Source organism: Algoriphagus ratkowskyi, assembly GCF_002150505.1.
Taxonomy (GTDB): domain Bacteria; phylum Bacteroidota; class Bacteroidia; order Cytophagales; family Cyclobacteriaceae; genus Algoriphagus; species Algoriphagus ratkowskyi.
In genome coordinates, this window is record NZ_MSSV01000001.1 from 230,472 (window position 1) to 254,551 (window position 24,080).

Consider the following 24,080-nt stretch of genomic DNA (forward strand, 5'->3'; position numbering starts at 1 on the left):
CCTGCTTTTCGGTTGTGGTGGTTAAAGTGGTTGGTTGATATTTGCTTATAGCATTGCGAAGAACATATCCAAATCAGGGATAAGTACTATTTTAGTTCTTCTGTTGATCGCCATGTTTTCAGGAGAATCGTTGTCCACAAGAGGCATGTAGCTAGCTCTACCAGCAGCTATCATTTTCTCTGGCGCTACACCAAATTCTTCTTGAAGTCTTCTCACGATACTAGTCGCTCTTTTCACTGAAAGATCCCAATTATCCTGAATTACTCCTGTAGAGATAGTTCTAGGATCTGTGTGTCCTTCGATCATTACTTGTAAGCTTGGTTCAGCATTGATCAATTTAGCTAATTTCTGAAGTAAAGGATCAGCTTTCGAATTCATTCTATAGCTACCTGTATTAAAAAGTAATTTATCTGAAACAGAAATCATTACTACAGTCTTGTCTATACTAATTTGAATATCATCTTGTTGTCCATCTTCAGAAGTTGAAGTAATGTTTTTCTTAAGATTATACTCTACTGCTAAATTTACAGAATCTTCCAAGGTTTTAGCCTGACCTAGTTTGTCCTGATCAACAAAAGCTAAGGTTTGCTTCATTTTATCCTTAGAATTTTTGGACATCACAGTTGCACCGTCTAAGCTAAGCATGCCATCATTCTGCATTGTCAATGCATCATTTGTATCACGAAGCGAATTTATTCTTGAATTATACTCAGCAACTCTATTCTCAATGATCTGCATTTTCTCTTCAAGCTCAGCTTTCTCTTGCTCAGTAATTGCAAGTTGGGATTGAGTGCTATAAAGATTGCCTTCTAATTCGGTGTACTTCTTTTTGGATACACATGACACCATCACAGAGGCGCTCAAAAGTCCTATAACAATAAGTGATTTTTTCATAGTTGATTTCTTAGTATTTAGATCAACTATTTCAAAGCAATTGCCACATCTGAAAACTACGAATGAATTCTTTCCATAATAGTTAAAATGATTGTTTTAGGTTATTAGGGCCATTTTTTTAAAAAAAAAGAAGCCCTAAATTATTTCTAGGGCTCCTTTAAATAAATGGGGAGTGACTACACAGATTGTCTAGTTAGATACTCATTGTAGTTGAAATTCATTCCAATTGTTTGATTAAAACCTTAAATTCATTCATGACTCTATAAGCTGCACGTGTAATGTCAGATTGGAAATTTGGAGAATCTGTATCAAAATTAGCTGCAGTGTATCCTTGCCAAATTGTGTTTCCTTTTTTACCGTCGATCACGTAAATAACAAGCATGCCTTGGTTTTTTGTGTATCGTACTAGATTGTAAGTTTCATCTCGTTCTAATTCCTTATCAATCTCTTCATCTAGGGGTGTGGGCATTGTTCCGGTGCGACGTAACCAAAAATCAAATTCAGGCTGCACATATCCACGATATTTGATAGAATCCAAGAAGATTTTATAGCTAACCAATAAATCAGGTTTAGTATCTTCTTCTCTAAATCCCTGTGAACCGAGTCTTGCGCCAATTGTCGCATTCAGCACAGGCGTAATCATTGTGGTGTCTTTTACCGATGGCACTACAAATGCAAAGGTCTTATACTTCTTAAATGATGCTTGATAATTGTAATCATAATCTGTCACATAATCTTTGGAGGAAAAGCAACCCCCACAGATGAAAAGAAGAAGTGCAAAAAGCAAGTATGTGTTTTTCATGGGATAAGGAGATGAGTGGTTGAAAGATGTTTTATTACTTACGAACTAAAGTGATTAAATGGATTTAACATAGATTAACATGCTGTAATCTGAAGTAAAATCTTGGAATTCAATAGAGTAGCCTATTAATTTACTATTTAATCAGTATTAAATTGACTATTACTCTTTATTCTTTCTTTTTTTCAGCTGAAATGAGTATCAAACTAAATCATAGATTTGTTAATGGATAGTTTTCACACATTAGTGACAAATGCTAGGGGATGTACTCTTTGCCAAAAGTTTCTGCCGCTAGGCCCTAGGCCGGTATTTTCCATCAATCCTAAAAGCAAAATACTGATCATCGGACAGGCACCTGGAACCAAAGTACACGCTACCGGGATCCCCTGGAATGATGCAAGTGGAAATGAACTTCGAAGATGGCTGGATGTGGATAGAGATCAGTTTTATGATCCTTCGATCTTTGGGATTATGCCCATGGGTTTTTGCTATCCTGGAAGGGGAAAAGGAGGTGATCTTCCTCCAAGACCTGAATGCGCACCCACTTGGCATCAGGAAATGATGGATCATATGCCTGAGGTGAAATTGACTTTGCTTATTGGACAATATGCTTTGAAGTACTATCTGGGAATAACTCGAAGAAAAACTTTGACAGAAACGGTAAGAAATTACGAGGACTACCTACCGAAATTTTTGCCTTTGGTGCATCCTTCTCCTCGTAATCTGATGTGGAGGCGAAGAAATTCATGGTTTGAAGAGGAAATTGTACCAGTGCTTCGAGAGCGTGTTCATGAGTTGATTAGGTAGTTAGAGCCATATTTTATAACCAAATTTTGTTAAATCGTAACTTGTTGGAGATTGCTCCTTATATTATTGGTTAGATTTATTGCCTAAACACCAGCTACACTTTGTACTCAATATATTTCTCTGAAATATTTTTCACTAGAAAGTCACTTTAAATGGCTGATGAATCCTATATATTGATTCAGAGAATTAGTGATGGGGATCAGATTGCTTTCAAAGAGCTTTATGATGTGTTCAGCGCGCGAGTTTACAATACACTTTTGAGCTACACGCAAAATGAAGAAGATGCGGAAGAATTGCTGCAGGATGTATTTGTGAAGGTGTTTCATGAAGCAGTCAAGTTTAGAAATGACTCGTCGGTAAGCACATGGATTTATAGGATTGCGGTCAATCGAGCCTTAGATTTTAAGAGAAATCAGCAAGCCACAAAGCGAAAGGGTTTCTTTTTCTCCCTTTATAAAAAAGATTCTGGAGATATTCAATATGACCAGACAGATTTTGTGCATCCAGGTGTCCAAATGGAGAATAAAGAAGATGCAAAACAGCTTTTTAAAGTGATTGAGACTCTACCTGAAAATCAAAAAACTGCTTTTATCCTAACCCAGATTGAAGGCCTTAATCAGACTGACGCCGGAGAGATAATGCAGGTATCTCGGAAGGCTGTAGAGTCCCTCCTTAAACGCGCAAAAGAAAACCTCAAAAAAACTTTAATTCATTTGTATCCGGAGCGAGGGATCAATTAGAATATAACGTCATAAGATTATGGAACATTGGACAGACAAAACATTGGAAAGTGTAAAAGGTATGCAAAGGGCATTGCCTCCAGAGGATGCGTTTGGGAAAATCCAAGCGCGTTTGGATAAGCCATCAGTTCAGCTTGAGTCTGTAGAGAAGCGGCCTATGATGGCTGCGGCGGCGGCTATAGCTTTGCTGATCAGTTGCAATCTCTATGTAGTGGCAGATTATTTCAGTACAAACGCACAAGCGCAGACCGAAACCCAATACGAAGGAATTATATCTGACTATAACCTCTATGCGGAATGAAAAGTAATTTGATGATTAAAATAGGTTTCGCTTCCCTGGTTCTTCTGAACCTTGTGTTGATCTTTTTACTCGTAGTCAAACCTGCAGGACCAGGGATGAAGGGTAGAAATGTAACTATGGAGAAGATTATTTCCGATAAGCTAAATTTCGATGAAGCGCAGAGATTGCTATTCATAGCTTCTGCCAAATCTCATAATGAGGAAATGATGAAATTGAATCATCAACAGATGAAAGCCATGAATGAGTACTTCTCTCTTTTGAAGTCGGAGCAAATCGATGAAGATCAAAAGGCAACAGCCTTTGAGAACTTAAAGGAAATAGAAGGAAAAAAGGTGAGTATTACCTTTAATCATTTTGAGGAATTAAAATCAATTTGTAAGGAAGATCAACTTTCTGAATTTGAGGAAGTTGTGAATCAAGTGATTCCTATGCTGCTAGGCAGCGGAAAAAATATTCCACCTCCACCGAGGGATAAATAGAAAGATGGGGTCTAAAGTAGTATATGAAAAATACTATGAAAACGATCAGACTTAGCCTACTATTAACCTTAGGAGTTTTTACTTGGATAGCTTGCACCAATGGCGGTGAAGATGAAATTCCAGAGACAATAGTTACAGAATTGCCAGCAGCATTTGCAGACTTTGATGCTGGAAACACAAGTGTATATCTTGACGGACAGCAGATAGTCATCGAGTCAAACGGGATGGCAAACCATCAATCTCCCTATTGGTCAAACACCCACGAGCGATCTATCTCAGGTCCAAACGGCGGTGGAACTATGGTGACCGCTGCAGCTGCAGTTGATCATCCTCTGTTCGTAGAACCAACTATTACAGATTATAATCTAATGGCACCAGGAAATATCGATGATTTCAATGGTTCCTACACTCTCAGAATCCCCGCTTCTCCACAAAAAGCTTCTTCCACTACTTCTACAGGACTAGGCCCTATAGGTATAGCTGTGAGTGGTGGAATGATCTATAATGATGAGGAAGGCCCTAATGTTCCTCTTGATGGTGCTGTGTCTTCTTTAGATTTCAACGGTGCACATACAGGCCCACAAAGTTATCATTACCACTTGGAACCGATTTCGTTTTCAAACGATGATGACAATTTGATTGGAGTGATTTCCGATGGGTTTTTATTGTACGGTAGAAAATGTGCTTCCTCGGGGACTTACCCTACAGATCTAGATGCATCTGGAGGACATACTGCTATTACCAAGCATTCAACCACGGAACTTTATCACTACCACACACAAAATGAACTGTACCTGAACAAGTACTATATTTTGTTCCCGGGAAATTATCAAGGAAGCTCCAATGCCATTTATTAAGCTGCTATTTATTACTCTGATCAACCTAGTGTTATCAGAGAGTGAAGTAGTATTTAGACAATTGGATACTACTCATATTTCTAGCGTCTCCATTAGTGGTGAAGTGAATGAGCGTGAGCTCTCACTTCATCCTAATGAGGGTAAGGTTTATTATCGTGACGAGCCATTCACAGGATTTAGCTTGAGTTTTTATGATAATGGCCAGCTGGCACAGAAGGCTGCTTATGTAGGAGGCAAGCGTCAGGGGACCGAACAAAAATGGTTTGATAACGGGGTGCTAAGCTACGAAGCAAGTTACGAATCCAATAAGCTTCACGGGAATACTAAATCTTGGTGGGCTAATGGGAATCAACGCTCTAAATCAAACTATGTGGATGGAAAAGTAGAAGGTGAGCAGTTGCAATGGTACACCAGTGGGAATCCTTTCAAAAGCATAAACATCATCAATGGGAAGGAAGAAGGGCTACAGCAAGCCTGGAGAGAAAATGGTAAGCTATATGCGAATTACGAAGCCAAAAATGGAAGAATCTTCGGATTGAAGCGAGCCAATTTGTGTTATGAACTTAGCGAAGAAGACATTCAATATGCGAACTAATATCCTTTCATTACTATTTGTATTTCTGCTTGTGGCCTGTCATTCTCCTCAGATTGAAACTAGCATTCTTGAGGAGGCTAGCATCGAGGGATCAACTACGCAGCAGGAAGAGCTTCCATATTATTCAGAAGCGACCTTTATGCCCCAGTGGTTTGAAACGGACGACACGATACCTCAAGACTTTCATTCTATTCCGGACTTTACCCTTGTCAATCAAAATGGAAAAGAAGTCACACTTCAAACTTATCAGGGTAAGATTCAAGTGGTGAGTTTTTTCTTCACAACCTGCCCAGGTATTTGTCCTAAGATGGCGAGCAATATGTATTTGATTCAAGAGGAATTTATTGAGGATGATCAGGTCAAGTTAATTTCTTTCTCTGTGACTCCAGACTATGACACAGTTTCCATCTTGCGTGAATATGCAGATAGAAAAGGAGCACTTGATGGGAAGTGGGATCTGCTGACAGGTGATAGATCTCAGATCTATAATTTGGGGAGAAATGCCTATTTTATTGAGGAGGATTTGGGAATAGAAAAGTCAGTTGATGATTTTATCCATACGGAGAATATTTTGCTTATCGATGGTGATCAGCATATTCGAGGGATTTACAATGGGTTAAATAAGGCATCTATCATGCAATTGATGGCTGATGTGAAGACATTAGAGGCAGTTTGAAGATTTAGTTAAAAATCCTTATATGGCTTGAGTTTCTTTAAGAATTTAGCTTTTTTAGGTATGATTTAAACTGTCATGCCTTTACGCTATTATTTTTCAATCCATAATTTTTATTTATGAAACTCAATTCAGTTCAGCTAGCACTCAGCGCATTAGCTTTTAGTGTGTTTTCCTGTGGTGAGAAAGCAGAAAAAACTAATGAACCCAAAACCTTTTCTCTGGAAATCACTGACTCAGTACAGGTAGATTATCTCGGCGAGATGATGTTGCTTGATTATGAGCCTAAGGCAGATAAATATTTGCTTGCAACAGATTCCTATTATGAATATCTGGAAGTGGATGAAAAGGGAAAGATTATTAACCATCATAAATTCAGTGAGGATGGAGTCGATCCAGTAGGGCAAGCATTAGGTCTAGGGTATTTCAATGGTGATGTGACTGTATTCAATCCGCCAAAGGGTTATTATAGATTTCAAGATTCCACCAAAGTTGGTGAATTTACAATCCCTTATCCGCATCAGGTTTTCATGATGTATCCAAAGTTGGGTGTGTTTGAATCTGGAAACAAAATTTATTATCCAAAGCCTTGGCCAGAATCACTTGCCGTAAATATGTTAGAAGGAGAGTTCTATCAGGCTATGTATAAACTTCCGATCATAGAAGCTCAGGATAAAACCACGGGAGATACGCTTGCTGCGTTAAGCTTACCTAGAAATTCAGATTTGCTTGGAGACCAGATACATGGATTCCCTATTCCTGTGTATACTCTGGATCAAGATAAGTTGATGCTAAGTATGTGGTTTGAGCCTCGATTCTATGTATATAATAAGGTCGGAGATCAATTTGTATATGAAAAGACAGTGGATGTGAATATTCCGGATTGGGTTCCGTATACGCCAGTTCCGCTAGATAGGCCAGAGCAATTTTTTGCAGAAAATCAGAAAAAAACACCTGGGAATCTAACCAATATGCTGGTGTCTGGAGACTATTATATCGCAGTTTATAACAAAGGACTTTCAGAAGCAAAGATGACAGAACTTGGGCCACCAACTGATGGTGGGCTTGCTAAGCGCAGAAATAACCCGAATTACGCAGCGATTTTCGATAAGGACTTCAATCAATTGGCTACAAATGTGCCATTTCCTTTGACTAGCAATTTCCCAATGGTAGTAAATAATGAGGGCGAACTAGTTGTCTCCAAAGTTGCTGGTTTGTCAGATACAGAAGACGATGGGATTGTACTTTACAAGCTTAAGCTGACGGAAAAATAGTCTATAACTTAAAGGGACATCGACTTTTAAAATCACTTTTATATAGCTTACAAAAACTGATTAAAATGAATTGTTGGATTTAAATTCATTTTATGTTTGTGTATATCCGCAATTCTACCAGTAAGCAGACTAAAGCAATACAAAATAAGCTCAACTCTAAATTTTAGGCCACTTCGGTCACCTGTCTTCGGTCTTCCAGCCGGATGAGCAAAGAATTAATGGCTGCTGGCAAGAATGCGGATAATCATATTATGTTTTTATATAAAAACCATAGATCTGAATTCATTTGAGGCTATTTTGAGAAGTTTTAAAATCAACCCTCGCATATGAAATTTTTATCCCTACTATTTTTAGTCCTATTATCATTTTCCTGCCAACAAAAAGACGAAAATGTATTCACCGCTGACTTGATCGTGTATGGTGGGACATCTGCTGGAGTCATGTCTGCAGTCCAGGCAAAAAAGATGGGTAAGTCAGTCATCATTGTCTCTCCAGACATACATTTAGGAGGACTTTCCGCAGGCGGTTTAGGCTTTACTGATACGGGTAATAAATCCGTGATTGGTGGATTGGCTCGCGATTTTTACCATAGAGTATATATGCACTATCAGCAAGACTCTGCATGGAAGTGGCAGAAAAAAGAAGAATATGGTAATAAGGGTCAGGGAACTCCAGCGATGGATGGAGAGAATAGGACTATGTGGATCTTTGAGCCTCACGTTGCTGAGCAGATATTTGAGGACTTGACCCAAGAAAATGACTTGGAAATCCATAGAGATGAATGGCTCGACAGAGAAGCTGGTGTGACGTTGGAGAATGGTAAAATCACTCAAATCAAAACGCTGTCTGGCAAAACCTATCGAGGAAAAGTATTTATAGATGCCACATACGAAGGAGATCTGATGGCGGCAGCTGGGGTAAGCTACCATGTGGGCAGAGAATCCAATGCGACGTATGACGAAACTTGGAATGGGGTGCAGGTGGGAGTCTATCAGCACAAGCATTATTTCAAGGAGAATATTAGCCCTTATGTGATTGCTGATGATCCATCGAGTGGATTGCTACCAGAGATTTCAGCTAGTCCATCGGGTGAAAATGGGTCAGGAGATAAAAGACTTCAGGCGTATAATTATAGAATGGCACTTAGTCGGCATCCTGAAAACCGTGTCCCTTTTCCTAAACCGGAGAATTACGATCCTGCTCGCTATGAATTGCTTGCTCGTGTATACGCTGCAGGCTGGGGCGAGACGTTTGAGAAGTATGATCCCATACCGAACCTCAAGACAGATACTAATAATCATGAGCCATTTTCTACCGATTACATAGGAAAAAACTATGATTACCCAGAAGCGAGCTATGCTGACAGAAAGGTGATGTTGAAAGAGCATACAGACTATCAGCAGGGCTTATTGTATTATATGTCTCATGACGAAAAGATTCCTGACTCAGTAAGATCAGAAATGGCACTTTGGGGATTGGCAAAGGATGAATTTGTAGATAATGGAAACTGGCCACATCAAATCTATGTGCGTGAAGCACGGCGTATGATCGGTGCATATGTAATGACAGAGCATGATGTTTTGGGTGCTAAGGCAGTCCCTCATCCTGTAGGAATGGGTTCTTATTCTTTAGATTCGCATAACGCACAGCGCTTTGTCACAGCAGATGGATTTGTGCAGAATGAAGGTGATATAGGAGTACATCCCGAAAATCCCTATTCAATTTCCTACGGTACGCTTGTTCCAAAAAAGGAAGAATGCACTAATCTACTGGTTCCTGTTTGTGTATCAAGTTCGCACACTGCTTTCGGATCAATCAGAATGGAGCCTGTGTTTATGATTCTCGGACAGTCAGCTGCGGCAGCCGCTTCTCTAGCAATTGATGGCAATGTGGCGGTGCAGGATGTGAAATATGAAGAGTTGAAAGTTATATTAGATCAAGAAAATCAGGTGCTAACCCAGAAAAAATAGAGTTTTTAGCCGTATAGAACATCTTGAAAATGCAATGTCACGGGTTTGCTTAACTGATTATTGAATTTGAAAATTGATCATTGAGCTTCAGTCCTTCTTTCCACCAGAGATTTTGTAGATCAAATAACCTATGCCCACTACAAAGTGGAGGATGACTATACCGACTATAATGTATAGGAATGTGTTGCTCATTGGGGAAGCTAGTAATCTTTAGAAAACACCATTTCGTGTGTTCATAAAAAGTAGAAAGCCATTCGGTTTAAGAATGGCTTTCTGTAGTTTTAAAATCCAAATATTGAAACTTGAACTAGCGGTTTATTTATTTAAAACCAATTTCTTTCAATCCATCGTGAGAGATTTTAATAGCTTCCATGGGATCCAAACCAAACGTATCGTCTTGCTCTACTAGGTAGAATTTCATTCCTGATTTATCTTTTTCAGCTAAAATTTTCTTGAAATCAATTGAACCAGTGCCTACAGGAGCGAATTTACCTTCCGCATTCATATCCTTCACGTGCCAAGCGATGAATCGTCCTGGATATTTTTCGAAGTATGCCAATGGATCAACTCCAGCTTTTGTCACCCAAAAAAGGTCCATCTGGAAATTGACAAACTTAGGGTCACATTTCTCTAGCAAAAGATCTTCGATGATGGTGCCGTCTGCCAATGCTTTGAATTCGAAATCATGGTTATGATACAGGAGTTTGATGCCGGCGTTAGCACATTTTTCACCTAGGGTGTTAATGATCGCTACCAATTCATCAGGAGTTCCTTTCATGCCCATTCCTTCAGGGCCATAGGTAAACATTCCCATTGGAGGAACAGGTAATACGAAATATTCAATTCCAGCAGCTTTCACATCAGCAATCAGTTGGTCCGCATTTTCCATATTGACCATGCCCATGTGAGCACTTTTGGCAGTAAGGCCAATTGACTCTAAATAAGTTTTGAATTCGGCTGGAGTCATTCCGTAGAACTTACCAGCTTCATAGTTTGCAGCTTCTACATAAGCATATCCAGCATCGGCAACTGCCTGCAAGGTTGCTTTTGGATTGTCCGCCATAGCATCTCTAACTGTGTAGAGCGCTAGGCCGCCAAAATTTGCAGCTTCTACTGCTACGACTTCAGTGCGTTCTACAGTGGTTTTCTCATTATTACACGCCGTAAAGCCAAGGGTAAGGGCTAAAAGTAGTGTAATGCTTAAATTGAAATTTCGTTTCATAGGTTTTTGTTATTTGATGCTGTGAAGATACCTAAATCAGGTTGAAATAGAATATTCTGAAGGCTGAAAGGCTAAATCAAGGCATGATCTGTAACTCTTATGTTTGGCTTTACATGAAAATAGAACCTCTAATCAGCAGTTGGATACTTTTTCAACACTCGCTTTACCAAAGGCCCAATCGTCAATCCCTGTACGATAATCGAGAATACTACGATCACGTAAGTCACAGTAAGGAAAAGTTCGCGATGCATCTGTGGTTCGAGAGACAGAGCTAGAGCTATAGAGATTCCTCCGCGAATTCCACCCCAAGTCATCAATAAGCCAGTTTTAGGAATGAAATCCAACCGGTTTTTGAAAAGTGCGACTGGTCCAGCCAAGGCTAGGTATCTGGCAAAAAGCCCTATTGGAATCGCTATTAATCCGAAAATAAGGTAAGTGCTACTCAGAGATATGATCATCAATTCCAGACCGATCAATACGAAAAGAAGTGCATTAAGCAGCACGTCAATTAATTCCCAAAACTTATCAACGTAGTTTTGAGTGTTTGCTGACCAAGCGATTTCTGGTGATTTATTTCCAATAAAAATCCCCGCTACTACCACGGCTAGTGGTCCGGAAACATGTAGGTATTGTGCCAAAGCAGTCACCCCCATTACTAGAGCCAAAGTGATCATTACTTCAGTTTCAAAATTGTTAATCACTTTCATCAGTCTAAATGCCAGCCATCCTGCGAGTAATCCCAGAACAATCCCTCCAACTACCTCTTCTAAAAATAGCAAGCCAACATCTCCAAAACTCATCGAGTCCAAACCCTGCTGAGCGATCTTGAATATCACAATAAACACTACTACGCCTACGCCATCATTGAACAACGATTCGCCAACAATCTTGGTTTCTAGCTTTTTTGGGGCATTTGCATCTTTCAAAATCCCCAATACTGCAATGGGATCGGTAGGAGATATCAGTGCTCCGAATAGTAAACAGTAGATGTAATCAATCGGATAGCTAAAAGCTGCAAACAAGAAATACATCATCGTACCGATCAGAAAAGTAGAGATCACTATTCCGATAGTAGCGAAGAGAGCTATGGGGCCCTTTTGCTTTTTCAAGGCATCTAGCTTGGTATGCAGAGCACCAGCAAAGAGTAGAAAACTCAGCATCATATCAAGCAGCACGGTTTCAAAGTCAATCGACTCGATCAATAAATCCGCTTCTTCCAGTATGATAGGATTGAACATTCCTAAAATATTGATCGCCACGGTGAAGACAATTGCGATTATCATCAGTCCTATGGTAAATGGCAGTTTCAAAAACTTGGTGTTGATAAATGCAAAAGCTGCAGATAAGACAGTCAGTATGGTGATGATTGTAAAAATATCCATTGAAAGAATTGATTTTGATAACTGTGGACAAATTATAATCTTTTTTTTTATAGCATCAAAAAAGGGCAGGTACCAATCTGAAAGAATGATGCCTGCTAGGAGTGTTTTGTTTTGCGAGCTTGCTAGCTCAACTTTTTAATTTAGGTACCAATCTATTTATTGGAATGAACATAGTCATCTTAGCAGCTACTAATAACCCGATACTTCCAATCACTAATGCGTAGTCTTGATGCTTGAATATTGCGAAAATGAATAGGTAAAACACCGAGTGAATTCCAGTGAAAATCCCTGTGGTTTTGAGCTACGTGAAAAGGCTTTCGGAGTAAAATGCTAGAAGTACAACCGTGGCCAAGCATGCGATTTGTTAGGCTGGTGAAAACCCAATTGTTCAGAAAGAGCGATTAATACCGCATACTATAAGACAATAGCAAAACTAACGAGCGAATTCTGAATGGGATGAATTCTCTATTTGGTAAAGGTCAGGACTGGTGTGAGGTGAAATTTTGGGAAGTTTTAAGGATTGTAGTTAATCCTCAACCATAGCCATGGTATGATTTCCTACCAAAAGGCATTTCCCATCAATTTCCACATAGGTTCGCATAAAATGATATCTAATAGGTGAAGGGCCTCGATCCACGATGGTAAATCCAGTAACAATCGCTGTATTGCCGGTGATTGCCACTCTCACGTCGCTTTGGATTCTGGAGCGCGTATTAGAAGTGCCAGCAGCCTTTTGGCGCTCAGCTCGCGCTACAGTCGATTGTTTGGTGTCGATCGTCGAAGCATGGTTGTGAACCCATACGAAATTCTCATCCACATTATTCTTGAAAAATTCCGGATCCGGATCAAGGTTTTTAGCCTCCCATTTTGCATCAAGTGCCGTGATGTTTGCTACAGTCATGCAGGTTTGCTGGGCAGATGCTGATAAAAAAGTAATAAAACTGAGGAGTATTACTAGGATAAATGATTTCATATCTGATTTAATTTGAGTGAAATTTAACCTATTAAAGAAATTGTACCTAATACTAGCGCTATAAATCCAACTAACCAAAGCAACCAAAAAGGCTTTTGTTTTAGCGGGTTTTTACCCCAAAATGCCAACGTGAGCTTCATCATGATTGGCCGATTCTTTGCAATCCAATTGTAGGAATGATCGTTTATTTTTTGAAAGAATCCTGATTTTTGATACCAGCGATGCCAATGTTTTTGTGGCTTTTTAAAATACCAGAAAGTACGATAGGCTGAATCCGGACCACCGTAAACAGAACCATCGGGTTCTATTAGTCTTGATGCTTTTTTGAATTCTTTGAGTGGAATATCAGGAAATTCCCCGGCAACTTCCTGAAATGTTTTGTAGTCCAAACCTTCTGTTTTGCTTTTCCAGATAATAATCCAATACTTACAAAACCCACATTCCCCGTCCCAGATAAATAGGGGCTGCTCGGGTGGGTTTTGTGTTTTTTGGATTTTTGTGAACATTGAAAAACTCTTATGGGTGGAATATGAGGATTGGATAAATAGCAGGATATCTCAAGAAGTTAGATTCGGAATGAGTTATTGCCTTGAAATTTTTAAATATTAATATACCAGTTATTGACAAATCTGCAATCTTTTTGTCAGTTAGAAAGAGTTTCTATTAGTTAGGACTCTAAAGCTTTTATCCCTTGATAGGAATATTCTTAGTTAAAAATTACACTTAAAGCAGGATTGTGATATTGAATTTTTAACTATATATTGAAAGAGGCTTTGTTAGTATTTTTATGTTAGATTTTTTCTCATTTACGCAGAGGTAGAAATCTTTTCTTGAAATGTGGGTCTAAGATTTCTTTTCTGGTTGGTTTTCGAAAAGAATCGGACAATACAAGCTGAAGATAACCTTGTCTTTTGGCAACCAATAGACTAGGTGTTTTTTACAGATTTTTAATTTGAACCTACTTATAGGTTAACCTTATCAATATGAAGCAAAACTCGATTACAATTCTGGTTCCTGTGATTCCTGATAAGGTTCATGATTTACTGTCCCAACTGAAAGAAGTAAAACTTAAATCCCAAGAGGGAATCTCAAAGGATTTGGATGGCCTAGGTATTATTCATTATGCACGATGGGTGGTGATCGATCATGGAAAATCATGGATAAACGATGAGCAGAAGCGAGCCCCTAAACTACTTTTTGTAGTTGATTACGATGGTAATGAGGCAGATATGCTCCATAAAGTATGCGAAAGCACTAGCACAATCTTGGATCTGATTTATGTTTTTTGCAATGATTACCCGCCGCTAAATTCTATTAATGAAAAAAGTAGAATTGATTACTTACGCTATCATATAATTAAAGATACCGCCGTCTATATCGGAGCTCCTGGTAGGTCAGTGTTGCAAATTCAAAACGAAAGAAAGCTTCGCAATTATATCCGTAATTTCTTAGACTCAAAGTCTTGGATTGGAATTCCTGCTCAAGAAGTTCTTCAGGAAATACAGTCGAAGGTCATGGACTCTGGTGACTTTGGTTTTTTGGAAACGAAAAATGTGTCATTCCCAAGAATCAATTATCCAGTTTTGATTTTAGTCGGATTACTTGTCCTGATTTTACTCCCAATATGGCTTCCTATCGTTTTAATTTGGATGTTTATCCTTCACTTTTTCTACGAAAGAAAGGATGAGAACTTCACACAAAAAAGAAGTCAGTTGGATGATGGTTATCTAACAGATCTAGAGAAATACGAAGACTGGAAAAATCAAAATCAGTTCACACAATTAGTGGATATGAAGGAAGGGAGTTTAAGACTTCTTTCGATCAAGTTCATGTTTATGTTAACTAATTTCTTGATCAAAATGGTCTTCAACCAAGGGAAGTTGATGGGAATTCCTACGATTCATTTTGCCAAATGGGTGATGTTTGAGAAGAATTCGAGAGTGCTTTTCTCCTCCAATTTTGATGGAAGCTGGCAGCAATATCTGGGTGATTTTATAGACAACAGTGGCTGGGGCCTCACGGGAATATTTTCTAATACCAAGGCTTTTCCTAAGACAAATTTTCTGATCACTGGTGGCGCATATAGAGAAGAGTACTTCCTCGCATGGAGTCGTAACTCAGAGTTAATTACCAATTTCTGGTATTCAGCCTATCCGGATCTTTCTATCAAAAACGTCAACAACAATACTAAAATTAGGGTGCAGCTGATGCAAGCTCTTTCAGATCGACAGGCCACCAAATTCCTTAAACTCCTTTAAACTATGGATATGACATTGCTTCAACTCGAAAATATCCAAGGATACCTAATCCGAGGATACGCTCATATGTTGTATTCGAGGTTTGTTTATATGAAAATATCGGATGCAGAAGCTGCTAAAAAATGGTTGGCCACCTCTTGGAAGGAGATGACGTCTGCAGAGCGAATTCATGATAAATCGAAGATTCCACCTACTCATCTGAATATTTCATTTACCCATGATGGCCTGAGAGCGCTAGGACTAGAGGAAGAGAACCTTCGCTCATTTTCACGGGAATTTCGTCAGGGGATGGTGTCTCTGCATAGATCTAGACTACTCGGCGATGCAGAGTTGAGCAGTCCTCATCACTGGAAGTGGGGAGCCAAGCATCACGATGAAATCCATCTTTGCTTGATGGTTTTTGGCAATGATAAGTCAGCTAAAAATGATCTGGAGAAAGACAAAATAGTATGCCTTGATTATTACTATGAGCTGGCGAGTAAGTTTGCTGAAAATGGTTTGCAGGAATTGTTTCACATCGATGGGCAGACTCAACCTGACAATAAAGAGCATTTTGGATTTCGAGATGGAATATCGCAGCCGATCATCGAAGGATCAGGGAGAGTAGGTAACAAGGATGATGTGATCAAAGCAGGGGAGTTTTTGTTTGGCTACAAAAATGAATTTGGAGTATATCCGGACACACCGCTTCTAGTGAAAGAACAAGGGAATACCAATCTGCTTTCCACCGATGCTGGGGGGTCAGGGCAGAAGGATATTGGTAAAGACGGGACCTTTATGGTAATGCGTCAACTTGAACAGGATGTGACTAAGTTTTGGGATTTTATGAATGAAAACAGCCAAAATCCAGATGGTAGTATCAATGTGGCAGCAAGCTTAAAGCTAGGAGCAAAATTTATGGGGAGATGGCAGAATGGCGCTCCTGTTACACTTTTCCCGGATGCAGATCCAGGTTTAAATAGTGACATCAATGATTTTGGCTACTTGAAATTTGATAAGGATGGATTGAAATGCCCTTTTGGCTCACATCTGAGAAGGCAAAATCCTAGGGACGCTGTTGATGATCATAATCGGCATACATCTCTCAAACTCAGTAAACAACATCGGATTATCAGACGGGCTAGACTTTATGGGGAGATTTATGAAGGTTCTCCGACGAATACCAGGCCAAATGGAGAAGTAGGCTTGTTGTTTATTTGTTTCAATGCGGACATCAGTAGGCAGTTTGAATTTCTCCAATATACTTGGGCTAATCTTCCAAAGAATAAGGAACTCTACAATGACCCTGATCCGATCTTGGGGGTAAAGGAGAATCCGATGATCGATGAAGAGCAAAATTTCACGGTTCAGGATACGCCCGTTAATAGAACATACAAAAATCTTCCTAGAGTCATCACCGTAAAAGGTGGCGCCTATTTCTTCCTTCCATCGATTAATGTCTTACGGTACTTATCTACGATTTAGAAGGTAATTGATAGAGTCTTAGACTAGTCAATTTTGCCCTGCTTCTCGAGAAGTAGAGTAGAGAAGTTGCTCTGAGTTTTGCTAAAATTTTGTGATTTCTAGGGTGAAAGTTCGATGACAAGAAACCACTTTTCCAACTTAATCTTCTAAAAAAGACTTTGCATTATTCAAGCCATTTTGAAGGTATTTTTTAAGGAAAAGCGGGGCAAAAATTGAGAGAAAGATTCTTGCCAATAAATTTTTATATGTGAAAGTATATACCCAACGAAGCCTAGTCTTATCATCCACCGTATCAAACCACATGTGACCATAGGTTTTGTTGGTGAAATGCTTGAACACATCGCTGAATTCTGTGGTTTGATAGGAGTAGTTAGAATAATGATGTACTGAGATGAGTTCTTCCACCAAGGTGGCGGAGTCTCCTCTTTCTACCAGTCTATTATCTCCAACTTTTGCCCAATCTCCCCGCAACTTGGTCACTTTGATGATGCCGTAAATAGGCCCGGTTTTCAGTAGCCAGCTTGATAGCTCCTCTACGCTAGACACGAATTCGTAAGCCTTCAGTTTGTCCACATCCACGATTACCTCAGCGGTAGTGAATATGACATTTTTTGAAGGTATCTGCTGATCTAAAGTTACTTTTCTGTTCAGTTTATTGAGTCCGTCAAGGAAGTCATCCGAATCCTTTGGCTCAACATCGGGTAATTTGTTTTTATCGTGTCGGAACTTTGACATGACTTCATAGACTCTTTTTCTCACTCTATTAAATCCTCCCAAAGGTCTATGCTCAGGTAAGGAATGCCAAGGGTTGAACGATAGGTTATCTCCATATGCGATCTGCTCATTTGAGTCAAAAACCTGTGGATGAATTGTCAAAGTAGCCACCTTGATGTTTTGCGAAGTCCACGCAACCGTAGGATCCTCTATTGGCATGGCGTCTGCATCCGTTTGAAACTGTACAAAAAAATCAAATTTAGCCTCGTTGTCATGCAAAGTTTGAGCAAGATTATATCTCAAGAAATTGTCATCCGTAGTGTTTTCTACTACTATTAAATTGCTGGGAGAGGGCCTAAGATGATATTTGACTGCTTGGCCTTTCCCGTATTGATAAGGTTGCGTACTCCAATAGGGGATTTCTAGAGGGTTTCTGCATTTAACCTTTCTTTTGATTGCTCGCCCTAGTGTAGGCCAGAGAAGTGGGTTTAGAAAAAAAAGGTTGCTTTTTATGAGATTCGCTGAAGTCATTGGTTTAAGCAGTTTGCTCAATTCCTTGACTGTTTTTGCAAAAAATGTCTCGGAACTCATTAATAGGAAATCCTGTGTTTCTGCATTTATCTCATCATTCAGAATCTTTTCTCCCTGTACTCCCAAGAGCTTGATCGCTACTCCACGAATATCTTTTTTCTTATCTTTTTCAGGTTTTGTGTTTCCGTTAGAAAAGCGAACCCAGGCATGATAGTTTTTTGGCTCTCCGGCAAAAACTCCGACTATCAATGCCTCTGGGAGATGTTTTTCCACATTAAAGGAAGCTTTCACGCAACCATGCATTTTGGTGTGAACCTGCCGAAGCATTTTCTTATCCTTGTACATTCTGGTTACCTGAGCTTCGAATTCTTGGATCATTTTAAATGCAATTTGATCCTCATCATTTTGCACATATTCACGGCCTATTATTTTTGGAGAAACAGTCGTATTTGCCATCACGGTCTTTTAAAAGGAGGTTAAAAAGGGCTAAAAATCAAATGGAATTTAATTAAAAATATGGTAAATCTCGTGTAATTTGAAATTTAATTTTGTGTTTTATTTACTAGAAATTGTATTAAATTTAGTAATCATGTTTTTTCAAAATAACCTATTGATAAAGTCTAAACATGTATCCTATAGTTAAAAAATTCTTTTTCGATGAAATGGCAAATTTTATACTCAGTTAATGATTCACATACGCAGCATCCAGAATCAGGCTTGAGTACTAGTTTTGTTTCCAAAAATATACTGCTGTCAACGCTCTCACAGATCGAATCATTAAAGGCTAATAATGAGGCTGCCTTTTTTAGCCTATCAATTCCTGGCTTTAGGAAAATCTTAGCATGTGAGAATAACGGCACTGAACTTAATTTGAAACTTCAGTATATAAAAGGGCAAACGCTAAAAGAGCTGCTGACTAAAAAACTTACTATTGGAGAGAAAGTCCAAATTTGTATTGACTTAGTGAAACAACTTAAGGAGGTCCATCGAAAGGAGTTTGTTCATCTCAATCTCACTCCAGAGCATATTTTAATTGAAGATGAAACGAGTCAAGTATTTTTCATAAGTCTTGGACTAGCTACTCGAATAAAGCGGAAAATTGGAATTGAGAAAAGGCTGGTTTTTTTTGAGGCTGACTATGATTTTATAGCACCAGAACAAACGGGGAGAATCAGTGCCGACATTGGATTTTACACCGATATCTATGCCCTTGGAATTATATTTTACTGGATTTTTGCGAAGCAAGTTCCCTTCGAGTCCAAGGAAGGTGCGGCTAAAATTCATGCACACATCGCCTTAACTCCAAAGCAGCCCATAGAATTATCCAAAATCCCCCAAGTTCTTTCTGATTTGATTATGAAAATGATCGAAAAGGACGTTCAAAACCGATATCACTCTACTCAAGGGGTGCTCTATGATTTGGAAATGATTCTTTACTCCATTCAAAAGGAGCTGGATATTGATGGGTTTTTACTAGGTACGCAGGATTCCTCAGGCTTGCTGATGTTTTCAGATCAACTTTACGCTAGGGAAAAACAAATCAAGGCGCTGAGAGAAGCATTTTCACGGACAGTGGAAGGAGAAAAAAATCTCCTCTATGTTTTAGGAAATTCCGGCGTCGGCAAATCAGCCTTGGTGGAGCGAATGTATAGACCTGTGGTTCAAGCTGGCGGATTTTTTATCTCCGGTAAGTTTGATCAATTGCGAGCTGATGTTCCTTATTCTGCATTTTCTCAAGCTTTGGGAAAGTTGATCTACCAGATTTTACTCCTAAATGAGACAGAGCTGAATAGATGGAAATCAAAGCTTCATGAATTGCTGCAGCCTATAGGAAGAGTATTGTTCGAGGTAATTCCGGGTTTGGAAAAGTTTCTTGACAACGAGCCTGAAATACCTGTATTGACCGGTGCAGAGGCTCAGCTGAGATTTAATTATGCCTTCATAAAGTTCTTCAAGGTGTTTGCTGAATTGGGCAAACCCGTATTTATATTCATAGATGATCTGCAATGGAGTGATGTATCGTCTCTTGACTTGATGAAAACTGTTCTTGTCAACAAAGAACTCAATAATATCCTGATCGTAGGCGCCTACCGTGACAATGAGATTACTCCAGGTCATCAATTTCAGCAGTTTAAATTGGAGCTGGAGCAAGATGGGCTAAAGCCTGAGGAGATTCTTTTGGAAAATTTACAGGAGGAAGATATCAGGCTTTTAGTTAAAAATGTACTTGGGAAATCTGAAAGATCCTTAGATGAGTTAGCGAGCATTGTTTATAAAAAATCAGTAGGCAATGCCTTGTTTGCCAATCAGTTTATTAAGGCGATTTACAAAAATGAGATGCTGTTTTTTGACAGTGATGCAGGCTCATGGAACTGGGATATTGATAAGCTGATCAGCTACAATGTGGAGGGGGATATTGTCAATTTGTTCCTTGAAACAATCAATGATCTACCTACCCAAACATTATCAATACTCAAGATTGCATCCTGTATAGGCAACAAATTCTGGCTGGGAGATTTGGTGAAAATATCCGAGCAAGAAAGTGAAATTGTCATCAAAGATTTTAATCTAGCCTTAGATTTAGACCTAGTTATTGAGAGTTTGGATGGTAGCTTTTACTTCGTCCACGACAGGGTGCAGCAAGCAATTTATTCGCTGATAGAAGATGCCGGAAGTAAAGAAAACCATCTAAAAATCGGTAGGATTCTTTTAAAAAACACCAAAGGGAAAGACCTGCGAGAACAAATATTTGATATTGTAAATCAGTTTAATTTTGGAAAGGATTTAATCTCTGAATCACTAGAAATCAAAAAGCTATGTGAGTTGAATAGCATAGCAGGACAGCGAGCACAAAATTCCACTGCCTACACGCTGGCAATGCAATATTTTGACAATGCATTGCAGCTTCTGCAGTCAGATTCATGGAAAAGTGACCGGGATTTCACGTACGACCTTTACCTGAAATCTGCTGTTGCAGCCTACCAGTGTAACAATCAAAAATTGTTTGGAGAGTTCACCAAGTTGTTAGATACCCATGCTTCAAGTGCGTTGGATAAGTTGAGACTTGCTGACTTGAAGATCCAGAATGCTAATGTAGAAAACGATCAAAAACGGGTTATAGAGATAGGATTGGAGGCACTTCATCTTATTCAAATAAACCTAAATCGTAATCCTACTCAGCTGCATGTGCTTTTTGGGTTTTTTCGCACAAATTTGAGATTGGCCTTGAGTTCAGAGGACAAGATTCTTAAACTTCCTGTGATCAAAGATGAGAAACTGCTAATAGGAATGTCTATTATGCACCACATGTCTTTGGCGGCTTATCTCACAGCGCCCAATTTACTGCCTTTGATCATGTTTGAGTTGATTAGGCTCACCCTGAAAAATGGTTTAGGCTCAAAAACTCCCGTTGCTTTTGTAGTCTTTGGCTATATCAATATCGCTTTTATGGGTAATATGGCCAAAGGGCTCAAGATGGGGCAGTTGGGCAACAGTGTATTCGAAGTTCTCCAAAACGAGAAAGAATTTGTCTCTTTCAAACAGGTTTATGTGATGTTCATTTCACATTGGTTGAAACATTTGGCTGATAGCATTCCTGAATTGGAGGAGGCCTTGAAAAAAGGACTGGAAACAGGAGATTTTGAATTCACCTCAATTATTGGGCAGTTGATCATTTATTGGAATTTCTATGGAGGGGAGCCGTTATCCAAGATTTTGCATCGCGGAGAATTGCTCAGCAAGCAAATCGCTCCATTAAATCAAATCATGCAAATTAAGCGGATTGATTTGTTTCGTCAGTCCACCAGCTGCCTGATAGAAGGAGTCGAGGATTTTGAATTTTTGAGTGGGGAGATTTTTGATGAGCGCGCAATTGAGTTTCCCGATGAACCTGCTTTCAGTTTGTATTTTCACAATTTATATGCTCAGAAGACAGTTTTGAGCCTAGTTTTCAACCAGAATGAAGCTGCTTGGAAGTTTTCCGGCCTGGCCAAATTGCATCTGATTCCAGTGAAGGGATCTATTACTGAGATGTTGTTTTTCTACTACGAAAACCTCTGCATTACCCCAATTTTTCATAGCAGGTCCGCATCTGAGCAAAAATCACTTTTGAAAATATGTAAAAAAAATCTGAAGCTAATCGGCGGGCTGGTAAGTCACTCTGAGATGAATTTCCAACATCGTTACGAATTCATGAAAGCAGAATACGAAGTGCTTAGAGGACATTTTGACTTGGCCGTCAAATCTTTTACCTATGCCATCAGATACGCGCGAGTTCATAAATATGTGCAGGATGAGGCATTGATGTGGGAGAGGGCAGGAACCTACTTTGCATCTCAAAAGCAACCCGAAGCTGCTCAATTCTACCTGTCAAATGCCTATAAATCCTATGAAAAATGGGGAGCAAAGGCAAAGTTGATTCAGATGAAGGAGGTTTATAGTGAATTTATTTCGGCTGAAGAAATTGGTCAAAATGCCAACATTCTTGACTTGGATACTATCTTAAAGACGATCAATCTTATCTCTGGTGAAATGAAATTAGAGAATATCCTCAGGGGCTTGATGCAGTTAGTGAGCGAAAATGCCGGAGCAGATCGGGCATTTCTTATTACTATCGAAAAGGAAAAGAAGCTGATCAAAGCTTCAATTGACAATTCCACCAATGAGATCGAGGTCATGCAAAATATCATATACGATGAATTTGAAGAAATCAGCCACTCAGTGATCAACTATGTGCTGAGATCTGGTGAGACCCTTGTGCTGGATGATGCCACGAAGACCTTGCCTTATTCCGATGAGGAGTACATCAGTACAAATGCTATAAAATCTATTCTCTGCATTCCTCAGAAACATTCTGGACTTGGTTTTTCGCTGTTATACTTGGAAAATAGCTCCCTTTCTGGAGCTTTCACCAGAGAGCGAATTGAGATCCTACAAGTGATGGCTACGCAGACTGCAATCTCACTTCAAAATGCCATGCTTCTGGAAAGTACCAATAAGCTGAATGAGCAATTGCTTCAGGAAGTAGAAGTAAGAAAAGAGGTGGAGGAAAATCTGATATTGAATGAGAAAAGATTGGAGGACTACAATGCAAATCTCGAATCAAAAGTGAAAGAGAGAACCTTGGATCTTCAGAATGAAAAAGAGAAATCGGATATCTTATTGTTAAATATCCTTCCGCTTGATATTGCTAGAGAGTTAAAGGAAAAAGGATTTGCCGAGTCCAAAAAATATGAGAGCGTGACCGTGATATTTACTGATTTCAAGGGATTTTCAATTATTGCAGAGCAAATGAATGCAGTAGATCTTGTCTCAGAAATTGATTTTTGTTTTAAGGAATTTGATCGAATCATTGAAAAGCATGGCATAGAAAAGATCAAAACTATAGGAGATTCTTACATGGCTGTTGGAGGGATTCCAGTGGAAAATAGCACACATCCAATCGATGTAATCCATGCGGCATTTGATATTCAAGATTTTATAGAAGTTCATAAGGAAAAATGCATTCGAGAAAAAAGGCCTGTTTTCGAGTTGAGGATAGGGATTCATACCGGAAATGTGGTGGCTGGAATTGTCGGCTTGAACAAGTTCGCCTACGATATCTGGGGAGATACAGTCAATCTGGCCTCTCGAATGGAAAGTGGTAGCGAAGCAGGCAAAATCAACATATCAGGTGCAACTTACGAGCTCGTCAAAGAGCATTTCACCTGCACTTACCGAGGAAAAATAGAGGCTAAAAATAAAGGAGAGGTGGATATGTATTTCGTGGAGAGGAAGTAGTTAATGCCTCGGCAATTTGGTTTCGTTAATAGCTTCATAGATGTCAAGTCAATAGGAATAAGACTTGATAGTATAACCTGCTTCTTTGACTAGATTTCGTGACAATTGATTGTTCGATTGAACTGCCTCCTGCTTTAGCTGGAGGACAATTGATTGTTCGATTGAATTGCCTCCTGCTTTAGCTGGAGGCGATGAAATGATTGGTATCCTTGCTGGGCTTTAGCCCAATTTTTCTTTGGCTAGAAATAATTTGAAGAATGGGCTAAAGCCCAATTCCTGTTGAATTGAAATCATCCTTTACAATGGGCTGAATGCAGTTTTTATAATCCTGCCCAATTCCTATTCCTTTGAATTTAATGCTTTAGCTGG

At 39.2% G+C, this 24,080-nt stretch carries 20 protein-coding genes; 12 read left to right on the forward strand and 8 right to left on the reverse strand.

The window, feature by feature from the left end:
• Positions 1-45 precede the first annotated feature (45 nt).
• Positions 46-894, reverse strand: coding sequence for an OmpA/MotB family protein (locus BVH02_RS01000; protein ID WP_086497869.1), 849 nt, complete (start codon positions 892-894; stop codon positions 46-48).
• A 217-nt stretch (positions 895-1,111) separates the two neighbouring features.
• On the reverse strand, positions 1,112-1,696 hold the full coding sequence (locus BVH02_RS01005) for a DUF4136 domain-containing protein (protein WP_086497870.1): 585 nt from the start codon (positions 1,694-1,696) through the stop codon (positions 1,112-1,114).
• A 222-nt stretch (positions 1,697-1,918) separates the two neighbouring features.
• Between BVH02_RS01005 and BVH02_RS01010 the strand changes: the two genes are divergently transcribed.
• The 9 genes from BVH02_RS01010 (at position 1,919) to BVH02_RS01050 (ending at position 9,389) form a co-directional block, all read left to right on the forward strand.
• Complete coding sequence (locus tag BVH02_RS01010) at positions 1,919-2,500, forward strand: uracil-DNA glycosylase family protein (RefSeq protein ID WP_086497871.1); 582 nt, start codon at positions 1,919-1,921, stop codon at positions 2,498-2,500.
• A 152-nt stretch (positions 2,501-2,652) separates the two neighbouring features.
• Positions 2,653-3,240 carry an RNA polymerase sigma factor gene (locus BVH02_RS01015; RefSeq protein WP_086497872.1) on the forward strand — a complete coding sequence of 196 codons (588 nt, stop codon included), beginning with the start codon at positions 2,653-2,655 and terminating at the stop codon, positions 3,238-3,240.
• A 19-nt stretch (positions 3,241-3,259) separates the two neighbouring features.
• Positions 3,260-3,541, forward strand: coding sequence for a hypothetical protein (locus BVH02_RS01020; protein WP_086497873.1), 282 nt, complete (start codon positions 3,260-3,262; stop codon positions 3,539-3,541).
• Positions 3,538-4,020, forward strand: a complete 483-nt coding sequence (locus tag BVH02_RS01025; protein WP_086497874.1) for a hypothetical protein — start codon at positions 3,538-3,540, stop codon at positions 4,018-4,020. The genes BVH02_RS01020 and BVH02_RS01025 overlap by 4 nt, the downstream gene beginning before the upstream one ends.
• A gap of 35 nt (positions 4,021-4,055) precedes the next feature.
• Complete coding sequence (locus BVH02_RS01030; RefSeq protein WP_205635691.1) at positions 4,056-4,877, forward strand: YHYH protein; 822 nt, start codon at positions 4,056-4,058, stop codon at positions 4,875-4,877.
• A gap of 28 nt (positions 4,878-4,905) precedes the next feature.
• Positions 4,906-5,472, forward strand: a complete 567-nt coding sequence (locus tag BVH02_RS01035) for a toxin-antitoxin system YwqK family antitoxin (RefSeq protein WP_205635692.1) — start codon at positions 4,906-4,908, stop codon at positions 5,470-5,472.
• On the forward strand, positions 5,435-6,148 hold the full coding sequence (locus BVH02_RS01040; protein WP_223271771.1) for an SCO family protein: 714 nt from the start codon (positions 5,435-5,437) through the stop codon (positions 6,146-6,148). The genes BVH02_RS01035 and BVH02_RS01040 overlap by 38 nt, the downstream gene beginning before the upstream one ends.
• Positions 6,149-6,264: 116 nt before the next feature.
• Entirely contained in the window at positions 6,265-7,419 is a 1,155-nt protein-coding gene (locus BVH02_RS01045; protein ID WP_111357080.1) for a hypothetical protein, read from the forward strand.
• A gap of 326 nt (positions 7,420-7,745) precedes the next feature.
• Entirely contained in the window at positions 7,746-9,389 is a 1,644-nt protein-coding gene (locus BVH02_RS01050) for an FAD-dependent oxidoreductase (RefSeq protein ID WP_086497879.1), read from the forward strand.
• Positions 9,390-9,708: 319 nt separating this feature from the next.
• Here BVH02_RS01050 and BVH02_RS01055 read toward each other — a convergent pair whose 3' ends face one another.
• The 5 genes from BVH02_RS01055 to BVH02_RS01070 all read right to left on the reverse strand — a co-directional run bounded on the left by BVH02_RS01055 (position 9,709) and on the right by BVH02_RS01070 (position 13,472).
• Positions 9,709-10,611 carry a sugar phosphate isomerase/epimerase family protein gene (locus BVH02_RS01055; protein WP_086497881.1) on the reverse strand — a complete coding sequence of 301 codons (903 nt, stop codon included), beginning with the start codon at positions 10,609-10,611 and terminating at the stop codon, positions 9,709-9,711.
• Positions 10,612-10,739: 128 nt separating this feature from the next.
• Complete coding sequence (locus BVH02_RS01060) at positions 10,740-11,993, reverse strand: cation:proton antiporter (protein ID WP_086497883.1); 1,254 nt, start codon at positions 11,991-11,993, stop codon at positions 10,740-10,742.
• Between the two features lie 127 nt (positions 11,994-12,120).
• Entirely contained in the window at positions 12,121-12,279 is a 159-nt protein-coding gene (locus tag BVH02_RS21995; protein WP_111357078.1) for an inner membrane CreD family protein, read from the reverse strand.
• Between the two features lie 240 nt (positions 12,280-12,519).
• Entirely contained in the window at positions 12,520-12,966 is a 447-nt protein-coding gene (locus BVH02_RS01065) for a nuclear transport factor 2 family protein (protein ID WP_086497884.1), read from the reverse strand.
• A gap of 23 nt (positions 12,967-12,989) precedes the next feature.
• Positions 12,990-13,472: a thiol-disulfide oxidoreductase DCC family protein gene (locus tag BVH02_RS01070; protein WP_086497887.1), complete on the reverse strand. Its 483-nt coding sequence runs from the start codon at positions 13,470-13,472 to the stop codon at positions 12,990-12,992.
• A 477-nt stretch (positions 13,473-13,949) separates the two neighbouring features.
• Between BVH02_RS01070 and BVH02_RS01075 the strand changes: the two genes are divergently transcribed.
• Complete coding sequence (locus BVH02_RS01075; RefSeq protein WP_086497889.1) at positions 13,950-15,224, forward strand: hypothetical protein; 1,275 nt, start codon at positions 13,950-13,952, stop codon at positions 15,222-15,224.
• 3 nt (positions 15,225-15,227) lie between these two features.
• Positions 15,228-16,688 carry a Dyp-type peroxidase gene (locus tag BVH02_RS01080; RefSeq protein ID WP_086497890.1) on the forward strand — a complete coding sequence of 487 codons (1,461 nt, stop codon included), beginning with the start codon at positions 15,228-15,230 and terminating at the stop codon, positions 16,686-16,688.
• A gap of 138 nt (positions 16,689-16,826) precedes the next feature.
• Here the strand turns inward: BVH02_RS01080 and BVH02_RS01085 are convergent, their stop codons facing one another.
• Positions 16,827-18,389, reverse strand: a complete 1,563-nt coding sequence (locus tag BVH02_RS01085) for a hypothetical protein (protein ID WP_086497892.1) — start codon at positions 18,387-18,389, stop codon at positions 16,827-16,829.
• 201 nt (positions 18,390-18,590) lie between these two features.
• Between BVH02_RS01085 and BVH02_RS01090 the strand changes: the two genes are divergently transcribed.
• Positions 18,591-23,711 (forward strand): adenylate/guanylate cyclase domain-containing protein, encoded by a 5,121-nt coding sequence (locus tag BVH02_RS01090; protein WP_086497894.1) that lies wholly within the window; start codon positions 18,591-18,593, stop codon positions 23,709-23,711.
• The last annotated feature ends 369 nt before the right edge of the window (positions 23,712-24,080 follow it).